This window comes from Paenibacillus sp. FSL R7-0333 (genome assembly GCF_038000365.1).
GTDB classification, from domain to species: Bacteria; Bacillota; Bacilli; order Paenibacillales; family Paenibacillaceae; genus Paenibacillus_AQ; species Paenibacillus_AQ silagei.
Map to the genome: position 1 here is coordinate 5,272,958 of NZ_JBBOBZ010000001.1, position 16,871 is coordinate 5,289,828.

Here is a 16,871-nt window from a genome sequence, read left to right on the forward strand (position 1 = left end):
AAGATCAACGTGGAAGCCTTGAAAGTCATTCAATTATTGCTGACTCACCCTGAATATAGCGTGGATGCCGTTCATCCTGAAATTCCGGATTTTGTGGGTATCGAGACGATTGAAGTGGACCACGTTACCCAGACCTTCTCCATCCTGCTGCAGGAGCCTAAGGAATACGGCTGAGAGCAGGATTTTACAGTATAACAATTACATAGAACAGCCCCGCTAACACGAACCGGTACAGCGCGAACCACTCCAGGCGGAGCCGCTTGATCAGCTTGATGAACGTGACTACTGCAATCATGGCTACGAGGAAGGACGTCACGAACCCGATTAGCATCAGGGTCAGCGTATCTGAATTGAGTAGATCCCTGCTGTCATACAGGTCCAGGAGGCTTGCTCCGAACATCACCGGCACGGAGATCAGGAAGGTGAAGTCCGCAGCGGCTTTCTGGCTGGTTCCCAGCAGCAGACCGCCTGAGATCGTCGAACCGGATCTAGAGAACCCGGGCCACAGTGCCAGACACTGGAACAGCCCGATGCCGAAGGCTTGCGTATAATTAAGACCGTCTACCGTCTCTGACGTTACGGATCTCCTGCTGCGTGCAGCGAAGATCATCAAGAGACCACCGGCAATCAGACCAATGAGGACCGGCTTGGGGCCGAATAGCTGGCTCTTGATCGTGTCTTTGAATAGTAGATAGATGATTAACGCTGGTACCATGGCCAGGATCATATGAATTGCATTCAATCCCTTACTCTTGGCGAAATCCATCTTAAGCATATTCACGCCAATGTTCAAATACTTCTTCCAATACAGCAGCAACACGGCCATTACCGCACCTAGCTGGATCACGATTTTGAAGGTAACCGCAGCCTCCCCCTCGAACTTCAGCAGATCCCCTGCCAGGATAAGGTGCCCGGTAGACGAGACCGGCAAAAATTCAGTCAACCCCTCAATAATCCCTAATATAATTGCTTTGATAGCTTCAGTCACTGGTGAATAGCCCCTTTCGGAAGTGAATCAATATATTTCCAGTATAAGAGGCTAAGATGGAATTCCCCATCGAATGAGCTAACAATATGGGAGTTGGTGTGACATAAATGTCATGTGGTTTATTGTGATCACAAAAAAGCCACCAAGCTACTGGTGGCAAAATTTCATTATGCTCTATTCGTAAAATAGCCGCTATGCTAATTGTGTAATAACAAGATGTGCTGAAACGGGTCTTGTTCCTCCCGCAAGAGGAGTAATCGTAAGTGCAGCGGCATTTCCGGCAGGATTGCGAACGGTTAGAATACTGTTAATGACCGTTGTTTGCACGATCGCCATTTCTACGATTTGCGAGGTACCTGTTGCCCGCCCAACTACGGTATAAGCGAGATCTGCACCATTTAAAGTCAAGATTAGTTGTCCGGCTTCGTCCACGCTAACCTGAAACAGCACCTGATACGTCCCAATAGCCGCTAAATTAAAAGAACTCGGTCCGGTACGGGCAATCGTTGTCCCGCTGGTAGGGCCATCTTGTGGAAAGCTTACATCTGTGCCCGGCGCTACCGTTGCTGCATTATCAGGAGGCATCAGCGCAAAGAAATCAGCAAATCCTAATACCCCTCCCGCCGTTCCTGTTGCCCCGGTTGCTCCTGTTGCCCCGGTCGCTCCTGCAGCTCCTACGGCTCCTGCGGCTCCGGCCGGCCCAGTGGCTCCTGTTGCTCCAGCCGGCCCTGCCGCTCCTGCCGCTCCTGCCGGACCAGTAGCCCCGGCAATGCCTTGTGGCCCAATCGCTCCCGCCGGACCAGGTTCACCCTGCGGGCCCTGGGGACCTATGAGGCCCTGTGCTCCCGGAAGTCCCTGCGCCCCTTGCGGGCCAACGGGCCCCGCTGCTCCCTGGGGGCCTATCGCTCCAGGTGGCCCGGGCACACCTTGGGGGCCTTGGGGCCCTGGAGGCCCGCCGGCAGGTCCCGAAGGACCTGCTGTTCCCTGGGGACCTCTTGCCCCCGGGATTCCCGGTATACCCGGGGAGCCCTGCGCTCCTTGGGGCCCTGTGGGACCAATGACGGTAGGAGTAGTGACATTGACTTCAGGCGGTGGACAGGTTACTTTAACCACCTTTTTAATCACTTTTTTAACAACTTTCCGATGTTCTTTTCTTTTTCTTTTTGAAGGAACGAGGGTGACGATTTTTTTAGGATGACATTTTTTATCGTCTGGACAACTCAATACGGACACCTCCCTAATAAGATAGTGTAGTGTACGCATCCCCTCCAGTTTGGAAATGGACGAACAACTAGTTTTTACTAGTCAGCAACCTAATTCCAAAAAAACGGGCGTTACCTATAGTAGTTACGCCCTTGAATACATCACAATGTCCCACACCAAATTTTATTATTTTTCGTATTTTAGGATTGGACAACTGATACTTCCCTGTCAGACCCGAATTTCTAATTCGGGTCTGTTTTTTTGTTATTCTCCTTCAAACTCATGCTGCATCAATTAAGCTGATGCTATAAATGCTGTGCAACTTCAGATGCTCAATTCACGTAAAACTGATAAAGGAGCTGGTAAAAATGGTTGTCTTTGCTATTCTATTTGTACTGATTGCAATCCTGAATATCTTTTTCCCGGCCATGGGCTGGCATATGCGCTACGGCTGGATGGTCAAGGGCGATTCTGAACCAAGTGAGGCTTATCTCATGATGAGCAGAATAAGCAGCGTTATTGTACTTATAATCTTTTTCTTGTTCTTTTTGCCTTCTATGTTTGGTTAGGGATGTAAGTTAACAATAAAACAGGAGCTGCTGGCGCTTCCCTGCCAACCACTCCTGAAGTCCTACAGAGATCATGAGTGTTGTTAGCCAGTCGGAGAGTTCCTTCAATAACTCGAACCGCAATTCAAATGACGGAGCAATTTTGGTCGGCGGGGGCCAAAATGTCTCTTCTGCTGACAATCATACATCTTTGTTTTTGCCTATCCTTCTATTCGGATTATCTCTTATCTTTGCTGTTCCTCTCATAGTCATAGCGACTCAAAGAAAAAGGGCCTCCGTCACATTACGATGAGAGCAGGCTGGAATTAATGAAACGAAAAAGATTGTTATTTCTTCTTCCATTCCTTGTGCTGTTAGCAATGGTTGGATGCAACAAGGAAGATTCTGCTGAGGAAAAGACCGACGAACAAATTGCCGCCGATTATCTTCAAGCTCTTGGTTACACGATTATTGTCCATGAAGGAGAGGCGGCAAAATATACCTTGGAGCAGGAAAGGCTTGAAACTCCGGATTATATGCAGCTCTGGGCAGTTCAGGAGGAAGAGCCTGATGCCTTCTTCGGGAAAGAAATCGTCTCTTATCAATTCACTGTAAGGGATCATCCACTGGAACAGTTGTATAGCCCAGATGATTACACTATTTCTGTAATAGTAATGCTTGTAGACAGTGAGGTCATAGGCGGAATTTCCGGTCCAGTAAGTAAAATTAAAAATCTCGTCATGGCAGGCGGAGAGTATTCAATAGATGGAAAGACGCTGAAGGAGATTAAGGGAATGGATTATTCACAATGGCTTGACTACTGGGCGAAAAAGTACGGAAAACGGACTGAGTAACCCTTCCAATCGATTCCTTAACGGATAATAGCCGAGCAGACAAGCTGATCAATGACTACACCTTGGTCAGCTTATCTGACGTTTTGGAGCAAGAACATCACTTTATCCGATTAAAGGTAAGAAGAATGGTAGACGTTCACTCTTTCCCATAAAAAAACCGGGAAGCCTTGCCACTATAGAGTTAGTACGGATGCTGGTGAAGGGAATTGAACCCCCGGCCCACGCATTACGAGTGCGACCCAGCATAGATTCAGTGTACCTTTACGGATACTATATTGACTGTAATTCTGACTTTAGCAAAAGCTTACGGATTAGTTAGTCAAATGTAATTCGAAATATCAAATTTTAAGGCAACTTGAGCCGCCGAGCGTCTTGGACCCAGCAGCGTCCAGATCTATCTGGATCGATACCCTCACCTGCTCCCTGGTATGCAGAGAGATGCTGCTGATCTGATCGATTCCAAAATGAAATTGAGCAAGAATTCCGGCGATGAAATAGCGCCGTGACCAAAATGTGACCATCTGCCTTTTTACCAGGTTACCGGGCTATTTATCATCCTCAATTAATCTGCCTACATACAGCAAAAAACCCTTACAAAGTAAGGGTTTGAGTGAAGTGGGCCCTACAGGACTCGAACCTGCGACCAATCGGTTATGAGCCGACCGCTCTAACCAACTGAGCTTGGGGAAAGGTTAAATTGTATGTAATTCAGTTAACAGTATCCTTATTCCATTTTTATTTGTAGTTATGAATTTAACTATGATTTGATTAGTTCGTTTACAAATTCGTTAGCAATTATAGCATGTGAAATTCCAAGTAAACACTACAATTTTCATAGCATTATTTTAGAATTTAATACAGTGACCTCTAGGTTATATTTTTTATTATCTCTTTTATCAAAGATACATACCAACTAGCAGCAAAAAGGACTAATATACACAGCCTCTACAAATCATTAAGATCAATGTCAATAAACAATTATAGCTTAAATATTAAAACCCAATCCTTTCTAGGATTGGGTTTTAAGTTTAATGCGTTTTTAACGTGGGATTTAACATCTTACTTTAGGCCAATATTATTAAATTATACTTCAGTTCTAAATCTATACTTCTAGACTATTTAATCCTTAGTTCTAGCCCCATTGATGCATTAATTATTAGATCCACTCGCTTGATGTTCATTCTGATCCAGCTTCAACCATTTCAGGGTTTAGATTAAACATACCCATTACGGAACCAGCAAGAATATTAGCTTAAAGAACCCTTACCATTTCCTCCAACATTAATAATAAATTGAACACGGTTTGATCTATTTCCTGCGGCATCAATTGCTGTTACATAAACATAAGTCTTAATTCCTTCAGCGGGCTTGCTCGCTGTATTTTTAAGGACAAATCTATTAGCAGATGTTTGTCTATAAGTACTCTTGTTTAAACCACTAAATGCACTAACCTCTATTTCATATTTAACTACCCCAACATTATCAGTAGCATATACTTCAAATGAAGACTCATTGAAATTCAACCAAGTAACGTTGAATATTTGCGGATTAGAGGGGGGTTCTCTATCTGGAAGAACTGTAGTCACTTCAGAAGTGTTCTCAGCAAAATCATGTGCTTCAACAACTACAGCAGATGCACTTACAGGAATCGTGACAGTGGCTGTAGTATTAGTTGTTGTAGCTAATAATTTTCTAACTCCGGATTCAACTTGATAAATCATATAATATGAAACCCCAATATTATCACTTCCACTCCATGTTAACGTTGCTTGAGTAGAACTTGCAAAATTAGTAGCTAAGTTAAAAGGTACACTAGGAGGTGTCTTATCGATTCGCACTAGCGCTTGAGCATAACTTGCCGAATCATAAACATTCAATGTTTTAGCATAAATATTATAACTTCCTTCACTACTGACTATTTTATTTCCTCCAGTATATAGTGTCCAGTTAGTCCCCTCACCAATTTTATAATAAAGTCGGTCATATTCTACTGCCTCGCCTTTCATAATTGTGAAGGTAACATCTTGCTTTGACCAACCGGAATCACTCAGAGTAATAATCGGTTCTTTGGGCACAGGAATAATAAAGCTTGTCATTACAGTAGATGTCGCGCTCTTACTGGAATAACTGGCATTTGTGTAGGCCTGAACAGAATAACTGTAGGTGTAGTTTTCCTTCAAATTTGTATCATAATAGCTTGTATAATTTGTGTTACCTACTTCTATTCCATCTCTGAATATTTTATAACCACTTACTTGATTAACTGGACTCGTCTTCCACTCAATAAAGATGTTATTCTCCTGTGCTTCAATTTTAGTAATTAATGGAGTGCTTAATGGCTTAGGACCAGTTACTACAGTTAAGCTATAACTTCCTCTTTCAAGACTTACGCTTCCGACAGTAAGATAATACGTTTGTCCTACTGTCAAATTATAATCAATATTAAAGCCTTGCGCCGATTCAAACACTTCATCATCATTACTAGCCAGTTCCACAAAACTAGAGTTATACAACACACCTTCAGTATCAAGCGTCCCGCCAGTAGAAAAACTATAAATCCCGCTTTTTGTTGGAGTGAATTTAAAAGTATCTGTATCTTCAGGATAATTAATTTCTCCTGAGATTGTTCCTACTGTAATAACATTATTATTTCCACTATAATCATCTGTTTGAGGTGATACACTTACACTATAGCTTCCAGTTGCACTTCCCACCGAGCTAACTTTTAGGTAGTAAGTTTGTTTTGCTACAAGTTCTACACCAAAGTAGAAATTCATATTAGATTCGCTTAAATCGGTACCTGAGCCGACAATTTCATAATTGGCATTGTAAAGCTCTGCATCTAAATCCAAGGTACTCGTACTTTCAAAATAATAGACTCCACTTATAGTGGGGATAAACTTGAAATAATCTACATCGACTGCTGAATCAATATTAGCACTTTTTGAGGATGTAATAGTTGTCGCAGTGTCAATGCTGTCATTTAGAAAGACAGAGCGAGATGCAATATTGCTTGCCCCTACTTCATTTCTGGCCGCTACACCTAGAACATAAGTCCGGTCAAGTTGCAGACTATTAAATGTGTAGGCATTAACATTTCTCACGTTCGTTTTAAAGACATTATCCAGGTAGATATCATAACTAATTGGTGTGTCTACAGAACTCCAGTCTAACTTTATGCTAGTACCTGAATTAGTTGCCCCAGTAATAACAGGTACGTTAGGTGTGACATTCTTCAAAGTCACAGCCTCAACTTTTCCAGATTCTCCATATAAGTTAGAAGAATTGTAAGCTTGTACACTAATTACATAGCTTGTATTGGCGTTTAGACCTGTAATTGTGTGCGAAGTTTTACTGGAGCTAACGACTTCTTCTTTATTGTAATAAGAAATCTTATAGCCAGAGGCATTGGCTACACTTGTCCATGATATAGCTGCACTGGTCGCTGTTACTGTTCCTTTAGTGACAGTAGGTGCACCAACAAAGGGGCTTACGTGTATTGCAAACAAGTCTTCTGGATCAGTATTATTATAGTAAAACTTAATTTTGTATGTTCCAATAGTACTGCTTTGAGAAGAAGACCAAGTAAATGTTACAGTTTCACCAGCTCTTTTGTTTGTAAAAGAACTAGATGCTACTTTAGTTACACCGTCTGGTGCGAATACGCCAACTGATATAGAAGCTTTGTCAGCGGAAAGCTGTGCAGATACGGAAACGGTTCCCCCGGCCATTATTTTCTGGCCGTCTCCCGTTTTTATTGATGAAATACTTACATCACCATAAGCACCAGTATGCGGGTCAGGGTCCCCAATTGGAACTTCCTGAATTGGAAATTCCGGGTAAATAGTCTCATTGGATATGCCCAGTGCCTTTCTTAGGTTAACTATCCCTGCTCCATATTCATCTGCATTTCCTAATGGGGTAGCAGTTGAAGTTAATATATTTCGCACTTCGCTTGCTGTATACCCCAGATTATTGGACCAAATTGCAGATGCAGCACCTGCAATATATGCGGAAGACAAGGAAGTTCCTGATTTATGGATTATTGTACTATACCTATCTATGGTCATAATATTGGTTCCAGGCGCAACTAAATCAAGTTCATTACCCGTACTAGAAAACTCTGCTCTGTAGAATTGTTCATTGACTGCACCTACACTTAAAACCTCTGGGAACAATGCAGGATAGGTCTCCGTTTCATCACCATAACCATTATTTCCTGCGGAAGCAATAACAAGTATTCCATGAGCTTCTGCTTTCTTAATTGCCTCATGTAACAATTCACTGTTCGCATTCCCGCTAAAACTCATCGAGATAATATTCATTCCATTATCAATTGCCCAATCAATTCCCTTAATTACATCACTATAGTAACCATTACCATTGGAATCTAGAACTTTGACTGCGTAGAGACTTGTTTCAGGAGCGAGTCCAATAACAACGCCATCATTATGGCTTGAGGCAATTATTGCACTGATTTGAGTCCCGTGACCATTATCATCATTCAAATTTACTGAATTATTAATGAAAGAAACTCCTCCTGCAACCGTAATCTTGTCGTTTGAAGTAATGCCTGTGTCTAGAACAGCTACCTTGACTGACTTTCCTGCAGCCGTATTTAAATTCGATACTTCCCCCATAACTGCCTTTAATCCCCAGTTTGTTTCTTCGTTAAATGCGTCTTCTGCTTCTGCCAACATCACAGTTGAATCTGGTTCAATAAGTTCAACATTTTGCTTATTTAATAAATCAAATAGCTCTTTATCGTTAAGCTCAACTACATAAGTATTATCAGCCACTTCTTCTCCCATTAAGGAAGAGTCTGCTTCACTATTTTCTAATAAAGAATTTAATGATTCTGGAAGTAAGAGTGTCCCCATCTTCATTGAATAAACAGAATCATTAACACTCAAAACATCATTTGTTATTGTAGTTTCTTCTTTATATTTAACTATGTATCGATTTTTTTCATTATCACTACCGAAAGCTGGGCTTACAGGTACAATGTTAAGTATTAGTACCATTGCAAGAAGAGTAGATATTATCTTCTTCATAAATTATCCTCCAATGAATATAATCGTTTATTATTATACGTTCAGTAGTCTAAATATATTATTTTGCAGTAACAGCTATTACACCTTTGTATGGATGGCTCATCCATACATATTCTGGATATGACTGAATTAAACCATTAACATCAATTAAACTCAATACACCATTCTTTCGAATTAAACTGTAGCCATTTCGAAAGGATCTAGCGCTATCCAACTGCGGTTCAACTAAATACTTGCCCTCATAGTTGATAATGCCCCATTTATTTTTTATTTTCACTGAAGCAAATCCATTTGAAAATTCAGTGGCTTCATCATATAATGCAGGAATAACAACCGTTCCCTCACTGTTAAGAAACCCGTATTTCCTACCTTTTTTAAAGCATATCCTTCCCTCTTTGTGAGTCCCTAAAAAAGAATAATTTGCTGGAATTACTACATGCCCTTTATGATCAATGCATCCCCATTGGTAATCCTCGTTTGCTACAGAAGCAAGCCCTTCACTAAAAAACATAGCCATGGTCCACTCCGGAGGTATACAAATGATCCCTTCTGTATTTATGTATCCGAGCTTTGAATTGATTTCAACAGCTGCTACGCCTTCTGAGAATCCATCTATTCGAGAAAACTGGGGTAAACCAATTATTTCTCCATTGGATTTTACGATACCGTATAGACCTTTTTGTGAGAATGTTGCTAACCCCTCGCCCGAAAACTGCGTGACTTGCTCATAATCCAAGTGAATATATTTGTCATGGCTCTGATTCACAAAACCTCCGATACCATTAAAGTCTTGAAATATAGCCCACCCATAGGAATAGTTTGACAACCATTTATATTTAGGATATGGGCATAAAAAATCAAAAGTAATATGTGTTAATCCGTTTGTTGTTACCACTACAGCCCTATCTTCTACGAAGCCATCAATAGATGAATAATCACCCTCGTGCATTAATTCTCCATCAAGATTGATGTATTTATTGGAACTAGTCATTTGTTCACCCCATCATATCCTGCAAACCAAGTTGTATATTGCTTATGTAACTGCTTTGGTAAAGGCACAAAATTACTATAAACATTCGTACCGCCAAACTCTATTGGCAAGATATGGTGTATTTCCCAACCTTCCCAATCATTCCCCCCATTTTTATAAGCCCCACCATAGAATGCTCCAGCTACATTCGGTGCTTCACCATTATTATAGTTAGCTGCCCAATTACTTCTATACTGACTTCTTACTGAATTGTCAAAGTTTTTTCTCACTGCTTCAGCAGCGGCAGTAGAGACTTTTGGAATGACAGTACTGTTAGGCATTGGAATCATTGCATTCGGATTTTGCGGGTATGCAATTTGGGGGTACTCCCTTCCCATTCGGTTAACTAATTTAAAATTATTAGAACTATTATTCTCAGTACGGCTATATCCACCTTTAAAACTATATTGAACTTCAATATCAAATTTCCAAAACCATGTTTTATCTAGCTTCATTTTCTTTGTATCTGCAACAGCTAACATTTTAGGTGGACTTAATTCAATTGTTTGCACGGGATTATACGGTCCATTAACCGTCGTGCTTCTTTTAGGAATAATTTTCACACGTAGGGTCTTTGGCACTGACGAGTAGGATGATATAGCCACTCCAACATTCATTGACTTCTTCCCTGGGTTGGGATGAGCTAATAATACTACTGTTACATATTCTTCTTCAATTTTAATTCCCTGTTCCGCAAATCCCTTTATCTTATTGTAATCTGTTGTATCTTTTAAAGTGAAAGTCGATATTATATCTCCATCAGATATAGTAGTTACATCATCCGCAAAGACGTAAGTATTACTTGACGATACTGAAATAACAAAAAACATAGTGAAAAAAAGCACATATAATTTCTTGAACAAGAATAGCACTTCCTTTATTATGTAAATTTTCAATCATTGCTTTATAGCTCTAACAATAAACCGCAACTATATTTCATGTCATTCTATATAATAATCACCTTCCCTCCTCCAATAGAGCTAATATTTTTATTGAATTATTCTGATATAATACGACAATTATATATTTTTGCATACGGTGTTATTTTGTTGTAATATGTCGATTTTTGTATAAAATGAAAATTATATTCTCATATATTCTTTTAACCTGAATTTAGAAGGTAATCTTCTATAAAACACAAAAAAGGCTCAAATCTTTGGTAGGTAGAATGGTGTCCGCGAAAACTAAATCACCCAAAGAGAGGAGCACCTTTTAGGTGAAATCTAACACACCCATCCATAAAATCAAGACTTAATTTTCCTCGGCTCAGTCGACAAGCATCGGAGGAAGCAAGATCCTCCTCGAATATCTCCATAAAAATCAAACTACGCCATGTCCTGCAAACCGTATCCCGAGGCAAAGCCCGCAATGCGCTGTTATGTTCTCCATGCACCACATATTGCTCTATCTCATTATCGGCTGGGTTCTTGGTTGTGAGCGGTTATTTCATTTTACAGATGGCATAAGTATTCTCTCCTTCAGATTGTTACCAGCTTTCATTGGCCCGAATTTACTCACTACTACGAAACGATCCGCCATCTCGCAATCCTTCGCATTGGCTTTCCCTTTCGGTTATACCGCCTCCGTGTTTACGTCAAGGAGACTACGAGACTTCCCTCAGTTATCTGCACCTTCTGTTCCATCAATCCTGACCTTAATCACGTCGATGAGTCTTGCAGGTCATTTCCCTTTGAATGTCTTCCTGTAAGATATACGATTTCGTATAGGTTTCCCCGTTTTTGCGGCGGGTCACCCAAGCAGCGCCGCCACCTCTGGTTCACTGCATTCCGGGCTGGACTTTGCCTGCAGGCCCCTTCAGATTCTTTCTCACGAAAGACACCCTGCCCATCCGGTGAACAACAGTTACCGGATGTCTGCTGCGGCTACGACACTTTAAAGGGGAAAGTTCCCGGGTGGATTTGAACCACCTAGATGATGCGACTGTGAGGCGACGAAAAAAAACCTTACAAAGGTAAGAGTTTAAGTGAAGTGGGCCCTACAGGGCTCAAACCTGACCAATCGGTTATGAGCCGACCGCTCTAACCAACTGATAGAGGAAAGGGTTAAACGCCTTAAACTGAATTAGTGAATCGTTGTTTTAATTGGGTTTCGAGACTATAAGATAAATTGGATTATAGAGAGTTCGTGACCAAATATGTGACCAATGTGACCTTTTAAATTATTTCATATGAACATAATTAGGGCTGATAATCTTTACTACTAGGGGGCAGTTAAATGAGGAAAGGAATTGTAGACCGTTTCGAAGGTAAGGATGCTGTTATTGAGTTTAATGGCCAAACTGAGGATATTCTTAGATCGATATTGCCGTTTAAAGATTTTGATAATTTGATGGATATACTTTTTGAAGACTAATCAGTCCCCAGGGTAAAATGAAGGCTGCAAATAAAAAATTAACCTCAGAGCAACATCCTGGGGTTTTGTTGATATGTAATTCATTTTATATTTTTAGATCTCATATTAATATATGGAGGATCTAGAAGTACTAAATAGAATATAATGGTATATGTTCTATAATAATGTATAAAGGAGCGATAATAGATGTATCACCGTCATTATGACATTTTTACTTATTATTGGTAACATTTGCGTGGAGGAGGCAAAGCAAAAAAACACAATTCGAAGGGAGATTTTATATTGAGAAAAATTATATACAAGGCCCTAACATTAACATTGACAAGCATTCTACTATTTTCTATTAGCATGGTTGCATCAGCAGATGAAGCTAGTATTTCTAAAACCGAAGGTAATACTGTCCTACTTAATTCCGGCTGGACACAAAAAGAAATAGATGATTTGCTAACGAAAGAAGAAGTTGAAAGGTATATAAATAGCGCATTAGTAGAACAAACCACGCACTATGTTAAGCAAACAGTAAACGTGGATGTACAAGAAAATGGTCAGACGTTGACTCAAGGATGGACTCCGACGATTACACCTATAGAAGGTACAGAAAAAGTAGTACATTTTGACTAAAGATGAATTTTACCAGGAAGTTGCAGAATATAATGTAGCACAAAATGAAAAACAAACTCTGCCAAAGTTAAGAATTATAGAACAACAAGAAGTCAGCATTCAAAATTCAAGCGTAGATTATGTTACTGACGATGGCTATATGAAATATACTATGCAAGCTTTTAAAGTGGGGACTAATGATTATCAACTTAACCTACGAATTTGAATAGGTAATAATTCCCTCTCAAAAAGGAGTTGATATCTTAGCACTAGGACATGGTCCGCAGTTAGTACAGTCTGGAAATCAGAGCAATGTTATATTCACAGCTGCTTATGATGCAGTTAGTAGCGGGCAAACGTTTACTGGGCTGTCTATGCCTCGTGAAAATACAGTTGCTGATCCTGGCGGCACAGCAATAACCTTTGAACTTCCCACCTCCTCTCTAAATTTTGCAGCATATAACTTTAGAGGCTATATGAGTTACCATGCACAAAAAGGGAATGCTAACGATACAGCAGTTGGGATAAATGGATACTATAAGCATAAAGTTTCATCACTTTCTGTAGCGCCTGCAATAGCTTGGCCATTAGGTGGAGCGTTAACTATTTCATCAGCGAGTACTTATGTAACTGAAAATCCATCTCCATACTTCTCTTTCGGTTTATAATTTATGCTAAGATTAGAACATACGAGTTTTTTGTATGTTCTAATCTTTTTTTGAGAGGAGATATAATGAAACATAAAAGAATAAGCTTACTTGTTCTGGTTGTAGGTATGCTCTTTGTAGGATTTCTGGCTGTACGTTATTTCTGGTGGACAAACAATCCTGAAGAAGCATCTATGCCTGAACCAAATATTGAAGTTCAAACGAAGATAGTGGAAGGCGTAACTTTTGCCTTACGAAATGCCAATTATGCTGAAAATGAAATTAAGGTTGGTTACGAAGTAAATGGAATTGCTATTATCAAGGATTATAATATAATCTGCAAGTTCTATAATGATGAGAAAAATATAACAGATTCAAATACATCTGGCGGGGGATTATTAAGTTTAGGCGATAAGCATTATTACCTGACAGGCATAGAGAACGTTAGCAATGATGCTCTGCCCGATCCGCTAAGCTTAACGGTCGAGATAACGGCGGTACCTTCTGATTCCCGCTTAAACCATATTACTGCATCATTTGACTTATCTTTAAATAAAGAAAAGAATTAAATTCACAGTGTATGAGTGTTCACACTGCCTTAAGGAGTAAATATTCTTAGAAATTAACTCCAGGAGATTATCCTGGGGTATTGTTATGTGGCTTTGTTCATTTGGATACTTTAGCTCTCTCTTTATTAATCCCTCAAGCGTCAGCTGCAGACCCTCTCAGTTCGCATCACTTCCCGCGTCATGGAAAACGCAGTTCCTTATCCTTGGGCTACAGTACAGAGAAATTGATTAGAAAGGCCGCAGCCGTTTACAGAAATTCTATGTTTTTTCACAATCATGTTTCACAAATCAGGATTTTGCAAACGCTATAAAATAAACCCGCCGGGTATTTGTTAACATGGAATACAGCAGCCTATGCATAGTAAAAACCCCCTTGCTAGGCAAGGGGATTAAGTGAAGTGGGCCCTACAGGACTCGAACCTGTGACCAATCGGTTATGAGCCGACCGCTCTAACCAACTGAGCTAAGGGCCCGGACTAGGATATCCGTATTATACAAGTGCTGTCCGGTGTAATAAGGTAATTGCGGGGGCAGGATTTGAACCTGCGGCCTTCGGGTTATGAGCCCGACGAGCTACCGGGCTGCTCCACCCCGCGTCAGTTAATAATTATTTAAACAGCGACAATAGATAATATACAATATAGCCATGGATAAAGTCAAGGATGATTTTGGATTTTATGGCTAAGGCAGAAAACGCACACCATAACGCCCCTTGCGCGAACGGTATATTTCGACAAAACGCGGATCATGATACCCATAGATCCAGCCGTCCTGCTCCAGTCTTTTGGCAAGGCAGCCCGCTTGAAATCTGGTCCTGAACAACTTGGCAAAATAGATCCAATTCATGATACCCTCTTCTCCTTCATCGCAATAATATATGTCCCGGTGCTATTTATCATGCCCAGTTTTGCAAGAAAATTAGAGGATTGGTTGGCGGAGTGGATGGCAATTTCTGCCCTTATGCTTAGGTGACTGTTTGAGAAACTCCGGCATGGAGCTGTGAGATAATGAGCTATTGAGGGAGAAACAGTTGGATTTTACACACTTGCTTGGGCGGAAATCGCCTCTTCAAAGGAAATAAGTGGATTTAGGTCATCTAATTCTGGCGGTATATGTGTTACTATCCAATTCGGGTTTAAACAAGTGCATTATTTCCAACTATAGTCTCCAGATGTGTGCTAAGCCATTGAATAGATGCTGTTTTTCCACTTCTTTCCTTAGAGGGGGAGCTTCCACTTGTTTGTTCAGTAGCCTACAAGTTAGCCAGCCTATAAGCTGGCTGGAGTATGAGCGCACGCTCTACGCCAAGCCCAAAACTAAATATAAGCAATAAAAAAAAGCCCAGCCCCCGGCAAAGGGGGACAAAGCTTCTTCTAGGCATTCTCTAGGCATTCTCTAGGCATTCTCTAGGCATTCTCTACGCATCCTCTAGGCATCCTCTAAGCTCTAAGCTCTGAGCTCAACGTATTCTCTACGTGCCCTCTCAATCCTCCGCGTCTTTTCCTAAGCTCTACACACCGAAAGCCGCAGGGTCCTGGCGCCAGGATTGCAGCAGCGCTACATCGCTCTCAGCAATCTTGCCTTGAGCCAGCGCAACATTGATGAGCGTGCTGTAGTTGGAGAGGCTCTGGAGCGGAAGCTCCGCAGCGGCGAAGGCTTCTACGGCACGGTCCAGCTCGTAGCTGAAGATGGCCAGCACGGCCAGCGGGAGGCCGCCTGCTTCTTGTACGGCTTGCGCGGCCTTGATGGAGCTGCCGCCGGTGGAGATCAGGTCCTCGATGACGATGACCTTCTGGCCGGGCGTGATCAGTCCTTCGATCTGGTTCTGCTTGCCGTGGCCCTTGGCCTTATCGCGGATATAAGCCATCGGCAGGCCGAGCTTATCGGCCACCCAGGCCGCGTGCGGGATACCGGCGGTTGCTGTCCCGGCAATCACCTCGGCGTCCGGATAGCTGGTTCTGATCAGCTCTGCGAAGGCCTCCGCAATGTAGTTGCGGACAGCCGGAAAGGCCATAGTCAGACGGTTATCGCAGTAGATCGGCGATTTGATGCCGGAGGTCCAGGTGAACGGCTCCTGCGGGCGCAGGGCTACCGCTCCGATCTCCAGCAGATGACTGGCGACCTGTTCACTTCGATTCTCTAATATGCTCATGCTTGGCTCATCTCCTCAATAATATTCAGTGCTGCAGCTCGCGGATCTGCCGCTGCTGTAATCGGCCGGCCTACTACCAGGTAGTGGCTGCCTTGGCGGATAGCCTGTCCGGGAGTCATGACCCGGGACTGGTCGTCCAGGGACGACCCGGCGGGCCGGATGCCCGGGGTAACCGTGCGGAACTCCGGTCCGCAGGCTTCGGCAATCACCAGGGATTCCTGCGGGGATGCTACGACTCCATGCAGGCCAGCTTCTGCGGCAAGCTTGGCATAACGCACCACCGCATCCGTCACTGATCCGGCTATGCCGATTTCGCGGTTCATCACTTCCTGACTGGTGCTGGTAAGCTGGGTTACTGCAATGATCAGCGGCATGTGCAACGAGGGCTTCAGGCTGACCGCCTGGGCCGCTCCTTCCACGGCAGCAGCCATCATGGCAGCTCCTCCGGCGGCATGTACGTTGAACATATCAACGCCAAGCAGAGTCAAGCTTTCTGCCCCGCCCTTTACGGTGTTGGGGATATCATGCATTTTAACATCGAGGAATACCGAATATCCGCGCTCCTTCAGTTCCCGGATGAAATCAGGTCCGGCTGCATAGAACAGCTGCATTCCCACCTTTATATAACAGGGAATACCTTCGAGCTGTTCGATCAGCGCCCGCGCCTGGTCTGCATTCGGATAATCCAAGGCGACCATCAGGCGTCCGGCCATTTCATTACGCTTCTCTACCTGTCCGATGTTCTCATGTTCATGCTGCTGTGCTGCTGAAGTCTGCTCCACAAAGTCAACCCTCTCTCATTGTTATCTGGCAACATTCCAGGTCCCGGGCATAGGTGAACGGTCTGCGCTAA

At 42.3% G+C, this 16,871-nt stretch carries 16 protein-coding genes, 4 tRNA genes and 1 pseudogene; 9 read left to right on the plus strand and 12 right to left on the minus strand.

The window, feature by feature from the left end; all coding sequences use genetic code 11:
* Positions 1-9 precede the first annotated feature (9 nt).
* Entirely contained in the window at positions 10-174 is a 165-nt protein-coding gene (locus MKY86_RS22220) for a hypothetical protein (protein ID WP_155991360.1), read from the plus strand.
* Positions 175-184: 10 nt separating this feature from the next.
* On the opposite strand, the gene MKY86_RS22225 is transcribed toward MKY86_RS22220, so the two are convergent.
* Positions 185-988, minus strand: coding sequence for an undecaprenyl-diphosphate phosphatase (locus MKY86_RS22225; RefSeq protein ID WP_076076054.1), 804 nt, complete (start codon positions 986-988; stop codon positions 185-187).
* 192 nt (positions 989-1,180) lie between these two features.
* Positions 1,181-1,912 (minus strand): collagen-like protein, encoded by a 732-nt coding sequence (locus MKY86_RS22230; protein WP_340827514.1) that lies wholly within the window; start codon positions 1,910-1,912, stop codon positions 1,181-1,183.
* A 647-nt stretch (positions 1,913-2,559) separates the two neighbouring features.
* Here MKY86_RS22230 and MKY86_RS22235 point away from each other — a divergent pair.
* Together MKY86_RS22235 and MKY86_RS22240 are read left to right on the plus strand one after the other, a co-directional pair.
* The gene (locus tag MKY86_RS22235; protein WP_076076047.1) at positions 2,560-2,760 is read left to right on the plus strand and encodes a DUF6199 family natural product biosynthesis protein; all 201 of its coding nucleotides are present in this window, start codon (positions 2,560-2,562) and stop codon (positions 2,758-2,760) included.
* Positions 2,761-3,068: 308 nt separating this feature from the next.
* Positions 3,069-3,593 carry a hypothetical protein gene (locus MKY86_RS22240; RefSeq protein WP_076076044.1) on the plus strand — a complete coding sequence of 175 codons (525 nt, stop codon included), beginning with the start codon at positions 3,069-3,071 and terminating at the stop codon, positions 3,591-3,593.
* A gap of 194 nt (positions 3,594-3,787) precedes the next feature.
* Here the strand turns inward: MKY86_RS22240 and MKY86_RS22245 are convergent.
* The 5 genes from MKY86_RS22245 to MKY86_RS22265 all read right to left on the minus strand — a co-directional run bounded on the left by MKY86_RS22245 (position 3,788) and on the right by MKY86_RS22265 (position 10,540).
* Positions 3,788-3,864 (minus strand) — tRNA-Thr (locus MKY86_RS22245).
* A 345-nt stretch (positions 3,865-4,209) separates the two neighbouring features.
* A tRNA-Met gene (locus MKY86_RS22250) sits at positions 4,210-4,275 on the minus strand.
* A gap of 565 nt (positions 4,276-4,840) precedes the next feature.
* Positions 4,841-8,647, minus strand: a complete 3,807-nt coding sequence (locus tag MKY86_RS22255; protein ID WP_076076039.1) for a S8 family serine peptidase — start codon at positions 8,645-8,647, stop codon at positions 4,841-4,843.
* A 58-nt stretch (positions 8,648-8,705) separates the two neighbouring features.
* Positions 8,706-9,638 carry a WG repeat-containing protein gene (locus MKY86_RS22260; protein WP_076076036.1) on the minus strand — a complete coding sequence of 311 codons (933 nt, stop codon included), beginning with the start codon at positions 9,636-9,638 and terminating at the stop codon, positions 8,706-8,708.
* The gene (locus MKY86_RS22265) at positions 9,635-10,540 is read right to left on the minus strand and encodes an HNH endonuclease signature motif containing protein (RefSeq protein WP_076076033.1); all 906 of its coding nucleotides are present in this window, start codon (positions 10,538-10,540) and stop codon (positions 9,635-9,637) included. The genes MKY86_RS22260 and MKY86_RS22265 overlap by 4 nt, the downstream gene beginning before the upstream one ends.
* Before the next feature lie 353 nt (positions 10,541-10,893).
* Here MKY86_RS22265 and MKY86_RS34200 point away from each other — a divergent pair.
* From MKY86_RS34200 to MKY86_RS22290, 6 genes and pseudogenes are all read left to right on the plus strand, one after another.
* Positions 10,894-11,130, plus strand: a pseudogene (locus tag MKY86_RS34200) (IS1380 family transposase); the annotation flags it as partial.
* 782 nt (positions 11,131-11,912) lie between these two features.
* Positions 11,913-12,050: a hypothetical protein gene (locus MKY86_RS22270; RefSeq protein ID WP_340827518.1), complete on the plus strand. Its 138-nt coding sequence runs from the start codon at positions 11,913-11,915 to the stop codon at positions 12,048-12,050.
* Positions 12,051-12,332: 282 nt separating this feature from the next.
* Positions 12,333-12,671, plus strand: coding sequence for a hypothetical protein (locus MKY86_RS22275; RefSeq protein ID WP_076076032.1), 339 nt, complete (start codon positions 12,333-12,335; stop codon positions 12,669-12,671).
* Positions 12,664-12,876 carry a hypothetical protein gene (locus MKY86_RS22280; RefSeq protein WP_076076029.1) on the plus strand — a complete coding sequence of 71 codons (213 nt, stop codon included), beginning with the start codon at positions 12,664-12,666 and terminating at the stop codon, positions 12,874-12,876. The genes MKY86_RS22275 and MKY86_RS22280 overlap by 8 nt, the downstream gene beginning before the upstream one ends.
* 148 nt (positions 12,877-13,024) lie before the next feature.
* Positions 13,025-13,318, plus strand: a complete 294-nt coding sequence (locus tag MKY86_RS22285) for a hypothetical protein (protein ID WP_143803585.1) — start codon at positions 13,025-13,027, stop codon at positions 13,316-13,318.
* Positions 13,319-13,383: 65 nt separating this feature from the next.
* A complete protein-coding gene (locus MKY86_RS22290; protein WP_076076027.1) occupies positions 13,384-13,866 on the plus strand; it encodes a hypothetical protein in 483 nt (160 codons plus the stop codon).
* A 399-nt stretch (positions 13,867-14,265) separates the two neighbouring features.
* Here the strand turns inward: MKY86_RS22290 and MKY86_RS22295 are convergent.
* The 5 genes from MKY86_RS22295 to pyrF all read right to left on the minus strand — a co-directional run bounded on the left by MKY86_RS22295 (position 14,266) and on the right by pyrF (position 16,731).
* A tRNA-Ile gene (locus MKY86_RS22295) sits at positions 14,266-14,339 on the minus strand.
* A 49-nt stretch (positions 14,340-14,388) separates the two neighbouring features.
* Positions 14,389-14,462 (minus strand) — tRNA-Met (locus MKY86_RS22300).
* 85 nt (positions 14,463-14,547) lie between these two features.
* Positions 14,548-14,712, minus strand: a complete 165-nt coding sequence (locus tag MKY86_RS22305) for a hypothetical protein (protein ID WP_019909365.1) — start codon at positions 14,710-14,712, stop codon at positions 14,548-14,550.
* 664 nt (positions 14,713-15,376) lie between these two features.
* Positions 15,377-16,018 carry an orotate phosphoribosyltransferase gene (gene pyrE, locus MKY86_RS22310; RefSeq protein ID WP_076076025.1) on the minus strand — a complete coding sequence of 214 codons (642 nt, stop codon included), beginning with the start codon at positions 16,016-16,018 and terminating at the stop codon, positions 15,377-15,379.
* On the minus strand, positions 16,015-16,731 hold the full coding sequence (gene pyrF, locus MKY86_RS22315) for an orotidine-5'-phosphate decarboxylase (RefSeq protein WP_076076363.1): 717 nt from the start codon (positions 16,729-16,731) through the stop codon (positions 16,015-16,017). Before pyrF ends, pyrE begins: the two co-directional genes overlap by 4 nt.
* Between the last annotated feature and the right edge of the window lie 140 nt (positions 16,732-16,871).

Bases quoted from the DNA above. Each gene is read 5' to 3' on its own strand.
- MKY86_RS22260 (WP_076076036.1), bottom strand. From the start codon at position 9,638: ATGACTAGTTCCAATAAATACATCAATCTTGATGGAGAATTAATGCAC.
- MKY86_RS22255 (WP_076076039.1), bottom strand. From the start codon at position 8,647: ATGAAGAAGATAATATCTACTCTTCTTGCAATGGTACTAATACTTAAC.
- pyrF (WP_076076363.1), bottom strand. From the start codon at position 16,731: ATGGCCGGACGCCTGATGGTCGCCTTGGATTATCCGAATGCAGACCAG.
- MKY86_RS22240 (WP_076076044.1), top strand. From the start codon at position 3,069: ATGAAACGAAAAAGATTGTTATTTCTTCTTCCATTCCTTGTGCTGTTA.
- MKY86_RS22235 (WP_076076047.1), top strand. From the start codon at position 2,560: ATGGTTGTCTTTGCTATTCTATTTGTACTGATTGCAATCCTGAATATC.
- MKY86_RS22305 (WP_019909365.1), bottom strand. From the start codon at position 14,712: ATGAATTGGATCTATTTTGCCAAGTTGTTCAGGACCAGATTTCAAGCG.
- MKY86_RS22270 (WP_340827518.1), top strand. From the start codon at position 11,913: ATGAGGAAAGGAATTGTAGACCGTTTCGAAGGTAAGGATGCTGTTATT.
- pyrE (WP_076076025.1), bottom strand. From the start codon at position 16,018: ATGAGCATATTAGAGAATCGAAGTGAACAGGTCGCCAGTCATCTGCTG.
- MKY86_RS22285 (WP_143803585.1), top strand. From the start codon at position 13,025: ATGCCTCGTGAAAATACAGTTGCTGATCCTGGCGGCACAGCAATAACC.
- MKY86_RS22290 (WP_076076027.1), top strand. From the start codon at position 13,384: ATGAAACATAAAAGAATAAGCTTACTTGTTCTGGTTGTAGGTATGCTC.